Source organism: Achromobacter aegrifaciens (assembly GCF_902859735.1).
Taxonomy (GTDB): domain Bacteria; phylum Pseudomonadota; class Gammaproteobacteria; order Burkholderiales; family Burkholderiaceae_B; genus Achromobacter; species Achromobacter aegrifaciens.
Genome location: NZ_CADIJY010000003.1, coordinates 120,257 through 136,061, shown reverse-complemented (window position 1 = coordinate 136,061; position 15,805 = coordinate 120,257). Strand labels below are relative to the sequence as shown.

The window sequence follows — 15,805 nt, the reverse complement described above, 5'->3', positions numbered from 1 at the left end:
GGCGGTTGTCTGCTTTCGCCTTCCTTTGTTACGAATTGTTCTCCAGGTGACAAAGAGGGCGCGAACGAGCCGGTTAAAATGTGAGCATGCGCATAGGTCAATGGACCCTTCCCAACAACGTGCTGGTCGCGCCCATGGCGGGCGTCACGGACCGTCCTTTCCGCCAGCTTTGCAAGAAGCTGGGGGCGGGCTATGCCGTCTCGGAAATGGCCGCGAGCAACCCCAAGCTGTGGGATAGCGTCAAAACCTCCCGCCGCCTGAACCATGACGGCGAGATCGCCCCCATTTCGGTGCAGATTGCCGGCGCCGACCCTGCCATGATGGCGGAGGCGGCGGTGTTCAACGCCAGCAAGGGCGCCCGGATCATCGACATCAACATGGGCTGCCCGGTCAAGAAAGTCTGCAACGTGGCCTCCGGGTCGGCGCTCTTGCGCCATGAAGACCAGATCGCCCGCATCCTGGACGCGGTGGTATCCGCCTGCGCGCCGCTGGACGTGCCGGTGACCCTGAAGACCCGCACGGGCTGGGACCGCGAAAGCCGCAATGCCCTGCGGGTGGCGAAAATGGCCGAAAACGCCGGCATCGCCGCCCTGACCCTGCATGGCCGCACCCGCGCCGACCTCTATACGGGCGAGGCGGAATATGACACTATCCGCGCCGTCAAGGCCGAGCTGAAAATCCCCGTTGTCGCCAACGGAGATATCACTACGCCCGAAAAAGCCCGGCACGTCCTGGATTACACTGGCGCCGACGCGGTCATGATCGGCCGGGCGGCCCAAGGCCGTCCCTGGATTTTCCGCGAAATCGACCACTACCTGCGCACGGGCGAAACACTGGCCCCTCCCTCCTATGGGGAAATGCGCGAGCTGCTGCTCGAACATCTCGACGACCATTACCGGTTTTACGGCGAGCACACCGGCGTACGCACGGCGCGCAAGCACATAGGCTGGTATCTGGACGGCCTGCCGGGGGCGGATTCGTTCTGCGCCCGCATGAATCTGATCGACAACACCCGCGACCAGTGGCGGGCCGTGTCGGACTGGTTCGACCTCATCTCGCGCGACGGCGGATCCCATCCGGCGCCGGTCGCAGAAGCCCTGCTGGCGGCATAACCGCCTCAACACCAACATAAAAATATCTGTACTCAAATGAGCAAGAAAGATGTCCTGGAAGAATGCGTGCGCGCCAGCCTGGAGCGCTATTTCGAAGACTTGGGCGAATCCGAACCCCACGACATGTGGGACATGGTGATGCGCTGCGTGGAGCGCCCGGTGCTTGAAGTGGCGTTGGAAAGGTCGGGCGGCAACCAGTCGCGGGCATCCGAAATGCTGGGCATCACCCGCAACACCCTGCGCAAGAAGTTGCTGGCGCACAATATCCAGGTATAGCTTTCGCGCGCGGGCGGCAGGCGCATCGCGCCGCCCGCTCCCCCAGATTTCCCATCCGACCTGAACGAGAAAGGCGCTCCCGCCCCACTCCGTCCCTCACCATGAAAATCGAAACCGCCCTGCTTTCGGTGTCCGACAAGACCGGCATCGTTGAATTTGCCCGCGCCCTGGCTGCGCGCGGCGTGCGCCTGCTGTCCACCGGCGGCACCGCCAAGCTGCTGGCCGACTCCGGCCTGACCGTCACCGAAGTGGCGGCCCACACGGGTTCGCCCGAAATTCTCGATGGCCGCGTCAAGACGCTGCACCCGAAAATCCACGGCGGCCTGCTGGCGCGCCGCGACAGCGCCGAGCACATGGACACCATCAAGGCGGCGGGCATCGACCGCATCGACATGCTGGTGGTCAACCTGTACCCGTTCCGCGAAACCGTTGCCAAGCCGGACTGCACCTTCGCCGACGCCGTCGAGAACATCGACATCGGCGGCCCGGCCATGCTGCGCGCGGCGGCCAAGAACCACGGCACCGAAGCCGGCGGCGTGACGGTGGTGATCGACCCCGTCGACTATTCGCGCGTGCTGGCCGAAATGGACAAGGGCGGCAACACCTCCTATGGCCTGCGCCTGGCGCTGGCCTCCAAGGTCTACGCCCACACCGCCGCCTACGACGGCGCCATCGCCGCCTACCTGACCAGCCTGGCCGAAGCGGAGCCCAAGCAGGAAGCCGTGCCGGCCCGCAACGAATGGCCCGGCACCCTGACCCTGCAGGTCAAGCAGGAACAGGCCCTGCGTTATGGCGAGAACCCGCACCAGACCGCCGCCTTCTACGTGGACGCGCAGCGTCCGGCCGGCTTGCTGGGCAACTACCGCCAGCTGCAGGGCAAGGAACTGTCCTACAACAACATTGCGGACGCGGACGCCGCCTGGGAATGCGCGCGCAGCTTCGAAGCGCCCGCCTGCGTCATCGTCAAGCACGCCAACCCCTGCGGCGTGGCCGTCGCGGCCGACACGCTGGGCGCCTACCAGCAAGCCTTCAAGACCGACCCGACCTCGGCCTTCGGCGGCATCATCGCCTTCAACCGCCCGGTCGACGCCGCCACGGCCGAAGCCGTGAGCGCGCAGTTCCTGGAAGTGCTGCTGGCTCCCGCCTATGACGGCGCCGCGCTGGCCATCCTGGCCGCCAAGAAGAACGTGCGCGTGCTGGAAGTGCCGATGGGCACGGGCCAGAACGCCTTCGACATCAAGCGCGTGGGCGGCGGCTGGCTGGTGCAGAGCCCAGACGCCTACAACGTGCCGCGCGACGCGCTCAAGGTGGTCAGCAAGCGCCAGCCCACCGAAGCCGAAATGAACGACCTGGCATTCGCCTGGAAGGTCGCCAAGTACGTCAAGTCCAACGCCATCGTGTTCGTGGGCGGCGGCATGACCCTGGGCGTGGGCGCCGGCCAGATGAGCCGCATCGACTCGGCCCGCATCGCCTCGATCAAGGCGGAAAACGCCGGCCTGACCCTGAAGGGCTCGGCCGTGGCGTCGGACGCCTTCTTCCCGTTCCGCGACGGCCTGGACGTGGTGGTGGCCGCGGGCGCAACCTGCGTGATCCAGCCGGGCGGCAGCGTGCGCGACGACGAAGTGATTGCCGCAGCCGACGAGCACGGCATCGCCATGGTGCTGACCGGCACCCGCCACTTCCGCCACTGATGCGCGTCCTCGGCATCGATCCCGGCCTGCGCCGCACCGGCTTCGGTGTGATCGATGCCGACGGCCCGCGGCTGCGCTATGTGGCCAGCGGGACCATCGTGGTCCCGCCGGCGCTGGCGCTATCCGAACGCCTCAAGGTCATCCTGGACAATCTGCGCCAGGTGGCTCGCGACACGCAACCCGACGTGGCCGCGCTGGAAATCATCTTCCTGAACACCAACCCCGCTTCCACCCTGCTGCTGGGCCAGGCGCGCGGCGCCGCGCTGTGCGCGCTGGCCGACAGTTCGCTGCCCGTGCACGAGTACACCGCGCTGCAGATCAAGAAAGCCGTGGTCGGCACCGGCCGCGCCGCCAAGGAGCAGGTGCAGATGATGGTGCAGCACCTGCTGTCGCTGGACGGCGCGCCCGCGCCCGACTCGGCGGACGCGCTGGCCTGTGCCATCTGCCATGCCCATGCCGGCCCGCTGCAGGACAAGCTCGAACGCCTGGGCGCCTCGCTGCGCATGAGCGGCAAGACCCGCATCCGCAACGGCCGCCTGATCGGCTGAACGCCTGGCACGCCGCGATTTGCCGCGAAGCGGGACCCGTTCCCGCCGCATGCGCGCCCGCGCGTATAGAATCCCCGCATCCGCCGCGCATTCAGCGGCCTCACCATTGCCAGGCCACCATCACCATGATCGGACGCATCACCGGAACCCTGATCGAGAAACTCCCGCCCACCATCTGCGTGGACGTGGGCGGTCTGGGCTATGACATCGACGTGCCCATGAGCACGCTGTACTCGCTGCCCGACACGGGCGCGCGCGTCACGCTCTACACGCACCTGACGGTGCGCGAAGACGCCCACATCCTGTACGGCTTCGCTTCGGCAGGCGAACGCAGCGCTTTCCGCGAACTGATCAAGGTCAGCGGCATCGGCGCGCGCACCGCGCTGTCGGTGCTGTCGGGGTTGTCGGTGGCTGACCTGGCGCAGGCCATTACGCTGCAGGAATCGGGCCGCCTGACGCGCGTGCCCGGCATCGGCAAGAAGACCGCCGAACGCCTGCTGCTGGAAATGCGGGGCAAACTGGGCGCGGACATCGGCGCCTCGCCGCATGCAGCGCCGGACAACCAGTCGGACATCCTGAACGCGCTGCTGGCGCTGGGCTATTCAGAAAAGGAATCGCTGTCGGCGCTGAAGACGCTGCCCGAAGGCGTGGGCGTGTCCGACGGCATCAAGCAGGCATTGAAAGCACTGGTGCGCTGAAACCGGCTTACAGGTAGCGCGGCGCCACGGCTTCCAGGCCCGTCGGCACCACGTGCAGTTCGGGCGCGATCGGCCCGCTGCAGATGTTGTCGCGGCGCAAGGAATCCAGATTGTCGCGCGACATCAAAGGCGTGCCCGGCATGCATTCGAACAGCCGGGCCTGCATGCGGCCCACGCCCATCGGCATGCTGACCACCGGCCGCGGATGGCCGCTCCAGGCGGCGCACAGGCGCGCGATCTCGCCCAGGCTGTAGACCTGGGGTCCGCCCAGTTCATAGGTCTTGCCGCAGGTGTGCGTATTGCCCAGGGCCGAGACGATGGCAGCGACCACGTCGCCCACGTAGACCGGCTGCATGCGCACATGCGCGCCGGCCAGCGGCAGCACCGGCAGCCACCGCGCCAGCCCGGCGAACATATTGGTGAACTTGTCGTCCGGACCGAAGACCACCGAGGGCCGGAAGATGGTCCAGCCGCCGTCCTGATTGCCCTGGAATTCCTGCTTGATGGCGGCTTCGCCGTCGCCCTTGGAGCGCTGGTACATGCTGTCGCCGTTGGAATCGGCGCCCAGCGCGCTGATGTGGATGAGCCTGCGCACGCCCTGCCGGCGACAAGCTTGCGCGATGCGCTGCGGCAGCAGCACGTGGGCCCGCGCGAATTCCGAGCCATAAGGCCGGCCGGCGTTGCCGTGCAGAATGCCCACCAGGTTGATGACCGCGTCGCAGCCCTGCGCCAGGCCGTCCAGCGTGGCGTCGTCGTGCACGTCGGCTTCGAGCAAGGTCACGGTGGGAAGAATCTGCAGGTCGCGCCCGCGGCTGTGGAGCCGGGTGGGCACGACGATCTGATGCTGATCCGCGGATAGCCGCGCTACCAGATGACGGCCTATGAAACCGGTGCCGCCGATGACAAGGATACGCATGTCGCAGCCCCTGTTCGTCAGGATTCAGTCCCGATTCTGCCTTGCACACGCGACAACCGCAAGCGCGCGGCGGCGGCCCGCAAGGGGGCCGCCAGAAGGGGGTCAGCCCGCCAGCAGCTTGGCGTAGGCCGGAAGGTCGACGTTGCCGCCGCTGATGATGACGCCGACCCGCGCACCGCGCACCGGCACCACGTTCTGCATGACGGCGGCCGCGCCCAGGCAGCCGGTGGGCTCCACCACCATCTTCATGCGTTCGGCGAAGAACCGCATGGTGGTGACCAGCTGTTCGTCCGTCACCGTGACGATGTCGCGCACATGCTTCTGGATGAGCGGGAAGGTCAGGTTGCCCAGGTGCGTCGTGGCGGCGCCATCGGCCAGCGTCTTGGGCGCCGGGATGCGGACGATTTCGCCTTTGCGCAAGGACTGCTGGCCGTCGTTGCCAGCCTCGGGCTCGACGCCGTAGACCAGGCAGCGCGGGCTCAGCGCGTAGGCGGACAGGGCCGATCCCGACAGCAGGCCACCGCCGCCCAGGCAGACGAACAGGTAGTCCAGCTCGCCCACTTCCTCGAACAGTTCCTTGGCGGCGGTGCCCTGGCCGGCGATCACGTCTTCGTGGTCGTAGGGAGGGATCAGGGTGGCGCCGGTTTCCGCATGGATGCGGCGGGCGATCGCCTCGCGGTCCTCGGTGTAGCGGTCATAGGTGACGATCTTGCCGCCATAGCCCTCGGTGGCGGCGCGCTTGGCGGCCGGGGCGTCCAACGGCATGATGATGGTGGCCTGCACCCCTTGCAGCTTGGAGGCCAGTGCGATGGCCTGCGCGTGGTTGCCCGACGAAAACGTGACCACGCCGGCGGCGCGCTGTTCCGGGGTCAGGCGGGCGATGGCGTTGTAGCCGCCGCGGAACTTGAAAGCGCCCATGCGCTGGAAGTTCTCGCACTTGAAGAAGACCGACGCGCCGCTGATCGCATCGGCGGTAGCCGAGGTCAGTACGGGCGTGCGGTGCGCGTTGCCGGCCAGGCGCTCGCTGGCGCGCACGACGTCGTCATAGGTGGGCAATTCGGGCTGCATGGGCTTGGGTCCTTTGATCGCGGAGAATAATCAAAACCTCCGGATGATAAACCCGCGGCCGGCTTCGGGCGCCCTCCGGCGCCCGGGCACGGTCCGGTTTGCCCGCAGCCTACTTCCCGAAAAGATCGCCGGAGCCCGCCGTGGCGCCGGCCGGCGGGGTCAGCCCCAGGTGGCGCCAGGTGGTCAGCGTGGCGGTGCGGCCGCGCGGCGTGCGCTGCAGGTAGCCATGCTGGATCAGATAGGGCTCGATCACGTCCTCGATGGTGTCGCGCTCTTCGCCGATGGCGGCGGCCAGGCTGTCCACGCCGACGGGACCGCCGTCGAACTTATGGATGATGGCCTCGAGCAGCTTGCGGTCCATCAGGTCCAGGCCTTGCGGGTCCACCTCCAGCATGGCCAGCGCGCGGCCCGCGACGTCCGCATCGATGGTGCCGCCCGCCTTGACCTCGGCATAGTCGCGCACCCGGCGCAACAGCCGGTTGGCGATGCGGGGCGTGCCGCGGGCGCGGCGCGCGACTTCCGCCGCGCCGTCCGGCGTGATGCCGGCGTTCAAGAGGCCGGCGCTGCGCGTGACGATGTGGCCGAGATCGGCGGCGTTGTAGAACTCCAGCCGCGACACGATGCCGAAGCGGTCGCGCAGGGGGTTGGTCAGCATGCCGGCGCGGGTGGTGGCGCCGACCAGGGTGAAGGGCTGCAGGTCCAGCTTCACGCTGCGCGCGGCCGGGCCTTCGCCGATCAGGATGTCGATCTGGAAGTCCTCCAGCGCCGGATAGAGGATTTCCTCGACCACGGGCGACAGGCGGTGGATTTCGTCGATGAACAGGACGTCGTTCTTTTCCAGGTTGGTCAAGAGCGCCGCCAGGTCGCCCGGGCGTTCCAGCACCGGACCGGAGGTCTGGCGCAGCTGCACCCCCATTTCATGCGCAATGATGTGGGCCAGCGTGGTTTTGCCCAGGCCCGGCGGACCGAACAGCAGCACGTGATCCAGGGCCTCGCCGCGCTTCCTGGCTGCGGCGATGAAGATCTCCAGCTGTTCCCGGGCGCGCTGCTGGCCGACATACTCGTCCAGCGCCTTGGGCCGCAGGGCGCGTTCGATCGACTCCTCGTTGGGCGAGACCGGCTGCGGCGCCACGATACGGGGGGCGTCGGGACGGGAGGAAAGCGAATCGGACTGGATGGCCATGGTGCGGAAACGACAAAATGCTGAGCAGGATGCATCGTACCGTAGCGCGCCCCGCCCAGGGGGAAGCGAGCGCCCTTACGGGCGCCCCTAGGGCGTCTCGGACAGCGGCAGCTTGACCCGCACGCACAGCCCGCCGGACTCCGCCTCAAGCAGCTCCAGCGAGCCGCCATGGGCCCGCGCGATGGCCTCGGCCAGCGCCAGCCCCAGGCCCACGCTGCCGGTGCGCGTGCGCGCGTCGTCCAGGCGGCTGAACGGGCGCAGCGCTTCCTGGCGCCGTTCCGGCACGATGCCGGAGCCATGGTCGGCCACGTCCAGCACCGCGTGGCGTCCCTCATGCCTCAGGCTGACCTGGACCGGCGGCGCGCCGTGGTTCAGCGCATTGCCGATCAGGTTGTCCAGCAGGCGGCCCAGCGCCACGGCGTCCGCCTGCACCACCAGGGTCGCGACGTCGTCGCCGGCCCGCAGGCTGATATCGGTGCCGGCGCCCTGCCAGGCGCCCACGCGCTCGGTCAGCCAGTCGGACAGCAGCATCGAGGCGTAGCGGTAGGCGGCCGGGTCGGTGCCGCGCACGAAGCCGATGAACTGGTCGACCATGTGCTGCATGTCCTGCAGGTCCGCGCGCAGCCCCTCCTTCAGCTTGGAGTCGTCGGCCAGCTCGATGCGCAGCCACATCCGCGACAAGGGACCCTTCAAGTCATGCGGCAGGCCCGACAGCAGCGTGCGGCGCACCGAATCGGATTCGGACAGCGCATCCAGCATGGCATTGAAGCGTTCTCCCAATACCCGCGTTTCGTGCGGGCCCGAGGGCTCGACCCGTTGCGGCTGCCCTGCCGCCAACCGGTCGGCCGCGTCGGCCAGCCGGGTGATGGGACGCGTGATGTGCCAGGAAAAACCCACCGCCAGCAACAGCAGCAGCCCCAGGCCGCCCAGCCAGGCGGCGATGAACGGCGTCGCAACCGGCGGATCCAGGCGGTCCAGCGGGATGACCAGCCATTCGCGCAGGCGCGGCGCGTCCTCGCTGGCGGGGTTGGGCGCCAGCGAAATGAAGATCTCCGGCGTGGGTCCACGCGACAGCGCCACGCGCGTGCCGTCGTTCAAACGTTCATTGAGCTGCTGCACCAGCACCCGCAGGTCGCGGCGGATGTCATCCGGTTCAGGCTGATAGCGGCGGCTGTGTTCTTCGCGGTCGCGATCGCGCGCGCGCTCGCCTTCCCTGGCGCTGGCGCGTTCATCGCCGTGCTCCTCGTCGCGCACTTCCGGGGGGGGCGGCGCCGGAGGGCCGTGTATCTGCATGTCCGCGGGCGGCGGAGGCGGCGGCTTCGGGGCGGCCTTCGGCGGCGGGCGGCGGCCATTGAAGCGTTGCAGCTTGGCCTCGGCGGGCAGCACCCGCGACCACAGGCGCCACTGGTTCTGCGAGGCGGCGCGCACGAAGTCGGCGCGTTCCTCCGCCGGCACCTGCGACACCGCGGCGCGCAAGGTGCGGATGGTGGTGACGATGTAGCCGATGGCCACGTCTTCCATGAACTTGTGCCGGAAGTACGACACCGTCACCAGCGTGGCCGCCTGCGTCAGCAGGACCGAGCCCAGGATCAGCAGGATGAGCCTTGCCCGCAGCGAACGCGGCACCAGGAAGCCAGGAGAAAAGCGCATCAGGGCGAAAACCGGTAGCCAATGCCCCAGACGGTCTGGATCCAGCGCGGCTGCTTGGGATCGTCTTCGATGACCCGGCGCAGGCGCAGGATGGCGATGTCGATGGCGCGGTCATTGCGTTCGCCCGCGTCGTCGTCGCGCGCCAGCGCCAGCAGGCGTTCGCGCGACAGCGGCTTGCCCGCGTTGCGCACCAGCGCCTCCAGCAGATTGATTTCGCCGCCGGTCAGCTTGACCACCGTGCCTTCGCGCGACAACTGGCGGGTGGAGGGATCGAACACGAAGGGACCGAACGAGACCGGCGCGTCCTTGGTCAGCGCGGACGGGCCGCGCTTACGGCGCAGCACGGCTTCGATGCGGGCCAGCAGCTCGCGCGGATCGAACGGCTTGCCGACGTAGTCGTCGGCGCCGGCCTCCAGGCCGATGATGCGGTCCACCGCCTCGTCACGCGCGGTCAGCAGGATGACGGGGATGTCCTCGCCCTGCTCGCGCAGGCGGCGGCAGGCGTCTGCGCCGTCGCCGCCGGGCAGCATGCGGTCCAGCACCAGCAGGTCGGGCGCGTAGCGGGTGATGCGGGACGACAGGTCGGTGGCGTCCGGCGCCAGCAGGGTGTCGTAGCCGTGCCGGTTCAGGTAGTCGGCCAGCAATTGCCGTAGGGCCGGATCGTCGTCGACGACCAGCAGCTTGGTGTGGGGATTGTCCATGGATGCCATAGTGCGGCCCGCCGCTACAAGCCGCAAGAGGCGGGAAATCAACTGAAATATACCTGTTGCACGATGTTGAGCGCGTTTACCAGCGCTTTCCCGCCACGGCGCAGCGCCCGATGCGGACTGGCCCTAAAATGGAACCCGGCCCGCCTTCTGTCCGCTTTGCTAAAAAACGTTTACAGGCAAGGCAGCGCTCCCTTTCTACACTGTGCCTATGGTCGCCCCTGCATTCCTCTGGCGAAAACCCTTGTTGCGCGCCGCGCTGGTCGCGGCCTCTGCCTGCCCGATCGCCCCGGCCCTGGGCGATCCGCTTGCGGCGTCCCCCTATATGCCCGCTCCGCCCTCTGCGCGCGGCATCGGCATACTGTCCCCGGTTCAACCCATGCCCGTGCGCCCCGCAGCCTCGATGGCGTCGCGCGCGGTGCCGCTGGATCCGTCCCCTTGCGACATGCAGACCATGGAGCCGGCGCTGGACACCAGCGTACACAGCACGGGCGACACGGACCTGATCCCCGGCACCGGACTGGGACTGTCCGGCGATGCCCAGCCCGCGCCGGTTCCGCAGGATTGCACCGTGCTCGCGACGCCCGAAGACCCTGCGCCGGACTACTCGCTCACCCTCCAGGATGGCGACCTGCCCCGCATACCCGTGGTCATGATCTCTGGCGTGTCGCGCGCTTCCCGGCCCTGGTTCGCCTCCGCCAGCAGCCAGGATGGCCTGCGCTACGGCGGCAACCGCAACTGGGTCTACCGCAATACCTCGGGTCCCTCCGTCGCCGTCGGCAACATCGACGCCAGGGCGCCCGCCTGGGGCAGCGGCGCGCCGGTGGGCGGGCTGCAGATCTCGAACTGGGCCGGATCCGGCGCCACGGCCCCGGAAGGCAGCTTCGGCTATTCCTCGTCGCTGGGCCGCCTGAACCGCATGGACCCGGCCGCCAGTTCCGGGGCCGTGGACTACGGCGACCCGGTAGGCAGCGGCAGCGTGCGCTACGGCCTTACGCCGGCGCTGACCGTGGAGGGCCAGATGCAAAGCGCGCCGTCGCTGACGACGCGCGGCATGGGTACCACCTACGCCGCGGGCGACTATGGAACCTTCCGCGCCGGGGCCACGCAAAGCACCTTCGACGCGGCCAGCGCGTGGCGTTATCGCTTCGACTACAACGTGGCCTTGGCCGACGCCGTCAACCTGGGCTATTCCAACGAGCAGGTCGGCGCGGGCTACGGCGACCTGTCCAGCTACTCGGGCGGCGGGGTTTCGGCGGCGCACACCCGCAACACGCTTTCCGCCGGCGTCCCCATCACCGGCTGGGGCGTGCTCAGCGGCACCTATTCGGGGTTGCGGGAAGGCTCCGAGCTGGCCGAACAGCGCGTGGGCCTGTCGCACAGCATGTTCGTCGCGCCCAAGGTCAAGCTGGCCGTGGGCGCGGACCGCGACATCATTTCCGGCAACTACGAATGGCGCGCCAACCTCAGCATGCCCGTCGATACCTTCATGCGCGGCACCTGGCTGAGCTGGTAGGCAGACCGCGGTCAGGACAGAAATCTCCCTGCCGGAAAAGGTCCGGCGGAATTGCGGCTTAAAATCCCTGCCATGATGCTCCCGGCCTACCCCCATGTCTGACGCGCGCGCCCTCGGCGTGTTGCAGCGCGTTTTCGGTTACGAATCCTTCCGCGGCGACCAGCAAGCCATTGTCGAACAGGTGATCGACGGCGGCGACGCGCTGGTCCTCATGCCCACGGGCGGCGGCAAGTCGCTCTGTTACCAGATTCCGTCCCTGGTCCGCGAAGGCACCGGCATCGTCGTGTCGCCCCTGATCGCGCTGATGCAGGACCAGGTCGACGCCCTGACCGAACTGGGCGTGCGCGCGGCCTTCCTCAACTCCACGCAGGAGTGGCGGGTGGCCCGCGACGTCGAGCAGGCCTTCCTGGCCGGCGAGCTGGACCTGCTGTACGTGGCGCCCGAACGCCTGCTGACCGACCGCTGCCTGCAATTGCTGGAACGCGGCCGCATCGCGCTGTTCGCCATCGACGAGGCCCACTGCGTGTCCCAGTGGGGCCACGACTTCCGCCCTGAATACCTGGGCCTGTCGATGCTGCACGAGCGCTGGCCCGACGTGCCGCGCATCGCGCTCACCGCGACCGCCACCGCCGACACCCGCCGCGAAATCGCCCAGCGCCTGTCGCTGGACGATGCGCGCCACTTCGTTTCCAGCTTCGACCGCCCCAACATCCGCTACCGCATCATCGAAAAGAACGAGGTGCGCAAGCAATTGCTGGAAATGATCCAGACCGATCATGAAGGCGAATCGGGCGTGGTCTATTGCCTGTCGCGCGCCCGCGTGGAAGAGACCGCGGAGTTCCTGTGCAACCAGGGCATCGACGCCATGCCCTATCACGCCGGCCTCAGCGCGCAGGTGCGCGCCGCCAACCAGGCGCGCTTCCTGCGCGAGGACGCCGTGGTCATGGTGGCCACCATCGCCTTCGGCATGGGCATCGACAAGCCCGACGTGCGCTTCGTGGCGCACATCGACCTGCCCAAGTCCGTGGAAGGCTATTACCAGGAAACCGGCCGTGCCGGCCGCGACGGCCTGCCTGCCACGGCCTGGCTGGCCTATGGCCTGCAGGACGTGGTGCAGCAGCGCCGCATGATCGACGAATCGCCGGGCGAAGAGTCCTACCGCCGCCGCCTGGGCCAGCAGCTGGACGCCATGCTGGGGCTGTGCGAAACGGTGGAATGCCGGCGCGTGCGTCTGCTGGCCTACTTCGGCCAGCAGATCACGGCCTGCGGCAATTGCGACGTCTGCCTGGAACCGCCGCAGGCCTGGGACGGCACGGTCGCGGCGCAGAAGGTGCTGTCCGCCGTCTACCGCCTGTGGAAGGAGCGCGGCCAGCGCTATGGCGCCGGCCACATCATCGACATCCTGCGCGGCAAGGTCACCGACCGCACCAAGCAGCACGGCCACGAAACGCTGAGCGTATTCGGCGTGGGCGCGGACCTGAGCGACACCGCCTGGCGCGGCGTGCTGCGCCAATTGCTGGCGCAAGGCCTGCTGACGGTGGACCACGAAGGCTACGGCACGCTGGCCCTGACCGAAGGCAGCCGCGCCGTGCTCAAGGGCGAACGCCAATTGATGCTGCGCCGGGAATCCGAAAAGAAACCGCGCTCGGGCAAGAGCGGCAGCGGCCGCCCCAAGGCGGCAGCCATCGACCTGCCGGCCGAACTGCAACCTGTATTCGAGGCCCTGCGCGCCTGGCGCGGCGAAGTCGCCAAGAGCCACGGGGTGCCGGCCTACGTCATCTTCCACGACGCGACCCTGCGCGAAATCGCCCTGGCCCAACCCGAATCCATGGACGAGCTGAGCCACATCAGCGGCGTGGGCGCCCGCAAGCTGGAAGCCTACGGCGAAGAAATCCTGCAGCGGGTAGCGAAGCCGGTCTTGTGACGACGGCTCCGGCCGGACTTCCCGGCCGGATCAGCTCGGCGGCGGCAGCAGCGGCACCGGGGCGCGTTCCTTGCCGAACACCGAGCGGTACGCCAGGATGTTGAACACCAGCACCACCGGTATGCCCACCACCGCCCCGGCCAGCACCAGGCGCATCGAACCCAGCGCGCCCGCGCCGTCCCACAGCGTCATGTCGTCCAGGATCAGGTAGGGGAACAGGCTGTAGGCCAGGCCGCTGAGCATCAGCAGGAACAGCGCCACGCACAGCACGAACGGCAGCCAGCTGAAACGGTCGGCCTTGCCCGGCAACCGCGCCAGCAGCATTTCGGCTGCGACGAAACCCGCCAGCATCAGCACCCAGACCGTCGCCGCCAGGCTCAGGTGGGCGATGTTGCTCCATTTGTAGAAGATACCCGCGTTGGCCAGACCCAGCGTGACCGCGATGGCCACCATGCCCACCGCCGTCCAGCGGATGGCGTGGCGGGCCCAGTTGGCGGCGCGGCGCTGCAGATCGCCGTCCACCCGCATGACCAGCCAGGACGCGCCCAGCAGCACATAGGCCGCCACCGCGCACAGGCCGACGAACATGGAGAACCAGCCGTAGCCGGCATCGGACTGGTAGCCGGTGGCGATGCGGCCCAGCAGCATGCCCTGGCCGAAAGCGGTGATCAGCGACCCCGCCCAGAAGCCGAAGATCCAGCGCGGCTTCATTTCGTTGCGCGCGCGGATGCGGAACTCGAACGAGACGCTGCGCAACACCACGCCCAGCACCATGCAGGTGAGCGGTCCGTAGAGCTTGCCCAGCACCGCGCCCCAGGCGAACGGGAACGCCGCCGCGAACAGGCCCATGCCCAGCAGCAGCCAGAACTCATTGGCGTCGCGCCACGGGCTCAGCAGGCTCATCATGCGGCCGCGCTCGTGTTCCGGCGCCAGTTGCAGCAGGATGCCCACGCCCAGGTCGAAACCGTCCAGCACCATGCCCGCGGCAATCACCACGAACAGTAGCGCCATGAAGGCCAGCGGCATCCAGAAAGAGGGATCGTCGGGGTTGAGGCCCTGGGAGGCGGCCAGCATGGCGATCATGGCGTACCTCCAGCCAGTTTGCGCACGGGCACGACGCCATAGCGCGCCGCGTGGAACAGCATGCCGACGAACGCCGCAAGCAGCAGCAGGTACAGCACGCCATAGCCGATCAACCCGTACAGCACGGTGCTGGAGGCCACGATGCCCAGCACCTCGGACTGCGTGACGGTGCCGTTCACCGCGAACGGCTGCAAGCCCAGGATGGATACCCACCACCCGGCCACGACGGCGATGGCGCCGGAGAACATCATGCCGCACAGCACCCGCTGCCACCACGGCGGCAGCGTGGACGGGTCCAGCCCGCGCCGGAACGTCCACAGGAAGGTCACGCAGGCCACGGCCAGCATCAGCAAGCCCAGCCCTGCCGCCACGCGCAACGACCAGAAGGTCAGCGCCACCGGCGGCAGCATGCCTGAATACTTGTCCAGGCCGCGGTAGGTGCCGTCCTGGTTGCGGTGCAGCCACATCCCACCCATGTTGCGCAGGGTCACGTCGGCCACGTTGGTATGGGCGCGCGCATCGGGCCAGGCGAACAGCACCAGTTGCGGCTCCGCGCCGCTTTCCCAATAGCCCGCGGCGGCGGCGGCCTTGGCGGGCTGCAGCTTGGCAATCATCTGCCCGGCGCCGGTCGCGACCGGCAACTGCATGAAAGCCCCCACCACGGCGACCACCAGCGCGGTCTTGAACGCGTTGCGCTCGCCGTCGCCCAGCGGACGCCGCAGGGCCTGCAGCGCCGTCACGCCCATCATCAGGAACGCGGCGGCCAGCGCCGCACCCACCATCACCACCGCCATGCGCCAGCCCACGGAGGGATTCAGCACCACGGCCATCCAGTCATAGACCTGATAGCGTCCATCGACCAGCAGCGCGCCGTCCGGCGTCTGCATCCAGGATTGCAGCGCGAGCACCCAGAACACCGCCACCAGCTGCCCCACCGCCACCATCAGCACGGCCAGCGTGTGGGCGCCGTCCGACACACGGCGTTGGCCGAACAGCATGACGCCCAGGAAACAGGATTTGAGGATGAAGACCGAGAGAATGGCGTAGCCAAGCAAGGGGCCTGCCACGTTGCCGATCTTGTCCATCAGGCCGGCCCACAGGCTGCCCAGCTGGATCAGCACCGGCACGCTGGCCGCCAGCGTCAGCACGAAGGCCAGGGCGAATATCCGCACCCAGAAGCGGTACGCGGCGGTCCAGCCGCCCTGGCCGGACCAGCGCGCCCTGATCTTGAAGAACAGCAGTACCCAGGCGAGCGCCAGGGAGAAGGCCAGGAAAAACGCCAGAAAGCTCAGGCTGGCCACGAACTGCGTGCGGGCCAGGGATAACGTGGATATGTCCATGATGGCCCGTAGTGTAGAGCCAGTTACATGACTGTGGGGACAGTTTGAAACCGGTTGCACCGGCAGCAAAAAGGCCCCGCCTGCGGAACGTGG

At 68.2% G+C, this 15,805-nt stretch carries 14 protein-coding genes; 7 read left to right on the top strand and 7 right to left on the bottom strand.

Annotation, left to right across the window (positions count from 1 at the left end; genetic code table 11):
* The first annotated feature begins 86 nt into the window (after positions 1–86).
* The 5 genes from dusB to ruvA all read left to right on the top strand — a co-directional run bounded on the left by dusB (position 87) and on the right by ruvA (position 4,325).
* Positions 87–1,112: a tRNA dihydrouridine synthase DusB gene (dusB, locus tag HV766_RS10595; protein WP_054457331.1), complete on the top strand. Its 1,026-nt coding sequence runs from the start codon at positions 87–89 to the stop codon at positions 1,110–1,112.
* A 36-nt stretch (positions 1,113–1,148) separates the two neighbouring features.
* Entirely contained in the window at positions 1,149–1,388 is a 240-nt protein-coding gene (locus HV766_RS10590; protein WP_006217670.1) for a helix-turn-helix domain-containing protein, read from the top strand.
* Between the two features lie 101 nt (positions 1,389–1,489).
* Positions 1,490–3,079: a bifunctional phosphoribosylaminoimidazolecarboxamide formyltransferase/IMP cyclohydrolase gene (gene purH / locus HV766_RS10585; protein WP_054457334.1), complete on the top strand. Its 1,590-nt coding sequence runs from the start codon at positions 1,490–1,492 to the stop codon at positions 3,077–3,079.
* Entirely contained in the window at positions 3,079–3,627 is a 549-nt protein-coding gene (ruvC, locus tag HV766_RS10580; protein WP_054457336.1) for a crossover junction endodeoxyribonuclease RuvC, read from the top strand. The genes purH and ruvC overlap by 1 nt, the downstream gene beginning before the upstream one ends.
* A 125-nt stretch (positions 3,628–3,752) precedes the next feature.
* Positions 3,753–4,325 (top strand): Holliday junction branch migration protein RuvA, encoded by a 573-nt coding sequence (ruvA, locus tag HV766_RS10575; RefSeq protein ID WP_013391723.1) that lies wholly within the window; start codon positions 3,753–3,755, stop codon positions 4,323–4,325.
* 7 nt (positions 4,326–4,332) lie between these two features.
* Here the strand turns inward: ruvA and HV766_RS10570 are convergent, their stop codons facing one another.
* The 5 genes from HV766_RS10570 to HV766_RS10550 form a co-directional block, all read right to left on the bottom strand.
* Complete coding sequence (locus HV766_RS10570) at positions 4,333–5,241, bottom strand: complex I NDUFA9 subunit family protein (protein WP_175181127.1); 909 nt, start codon at positions 5,239–5,241, stop codon at positions 4,333–4,335.
* 102 nt (positions 5,242–5,343) lie between these two features.
* Entirely contained in the window at positions 5,344–6,309 is a 966-nt protein-coding gene (locus HV766_RS10565; RefSeq protein ID WP_054457340.1) for a threo-3-hydroxy-L-aspartate ammonia-lyase, read from the bottom strand.
* A gap of 109 nt (positions 6,310–6,418) precedes the next feature.
* Positions 6,419–7,492, bottom strand: coding sequence for a Holliday junction branch migration DNA helicase RuvB (ruvB, locus tag HV766_RS10560; RefSeq protein ID WP_054457342.1), 1,074 nt, complete (start codon positions 7,490–7,492; stop codon positions 6,419–6,421).
* An 87-nt stretch (positions 7,493–7,579) separates the two neighbouring features.
* On the bottom strand, positions 7,580–9,142 hold the full coding sequence (locus tag HV766_RS10555) for a sensor histidine kinase (RefSeq protein ID WP_054457343.1): 1,563 nt from the start codon (positions 9,140–9,142) through the stop codon (positions 7,580–7,582).
* On the bottom strand, positions 9,142–9,843 hold the full coding sequence (locus HV766_RS10550; protein ID WP_054457345.1) for a response regulator: 702 nt from the start codon (positions 9,841–9,843) through the stop codon (positions 9,142–9,144). The genes HV766_RS10555 and HV766_RS10550 overlap by 1 nt, the downstream gene beginning before the upstream one ends.
* Before the next feature lie 217 nt (positions 9,844–10,060).
* Between HV766_RS10550 and HV766_RS10545 the strand changes: the two genes are divergently transcribed.
* Both HV766_RS10545 and recQ read left to right on the top strand, forming a co-directional pair.
* Positions 10,061–11,365 carry a fimbria/pilus outer membrane usher protein gene (locus tag HV766_RS10545; protein ID WP_175181126.1) on the top strand — a complete coding sequence of 435 codons (1,305 nt, stop codon included), beginning with the start codon at positions 10,061–10,063 and terminating at the stop codon, positions 11,363–11,365.
* A gap of 94 nt (positions 11,366–11,459) precedes the next feature.
* A complete protein-coding gene (recQ, locus tag HV766_RS10540) occupies positions 11,460–13,289 on the top strand; it encodes a DNA helicase RecQ (protein ID WP_054457350.1) in 1,830 nt (609 codons plus the stop codon).
* A gap of 30 nt (positions 13,290–13,319) precedes the next feature.
* Here recQ and HV766_RS10535 read toward each other — a convergent pair whose 3' ends face one another.
* Both HV766_RS10535 and HV766_RS10530 read right to left on the bottom strand, forming a co-directional pair.
* Complete coding sequence (locus HV766_RS10535) at positions 13,320–14,372, bottom strand: cytochrome d ubiquinol oxidase subunit II (protein ID WP_054457351.1); 1,053 nt, start codon at positions 14,370–14,372, stop codon at positions 13,320–13,322.
* Positions 14,369–15,712 (bottom strand): cytochrome ubiquinol oxidase subunit I, encoded by a 1,344-nt coding sequence (locus tag HV766_RS10530; RefSeq protein WP_054457356.1) that lies wholly within the window; start codon positions 15,710–15,712, stop codon positions 14,369–14,371. The genes HV766_RS10535 and HV766_RS10530 overlap by 4 nt, the downstream gene beginning before the upstream one ends.
* Positions 15,713–15,805 lie beyond the last annotated feature (93 nt).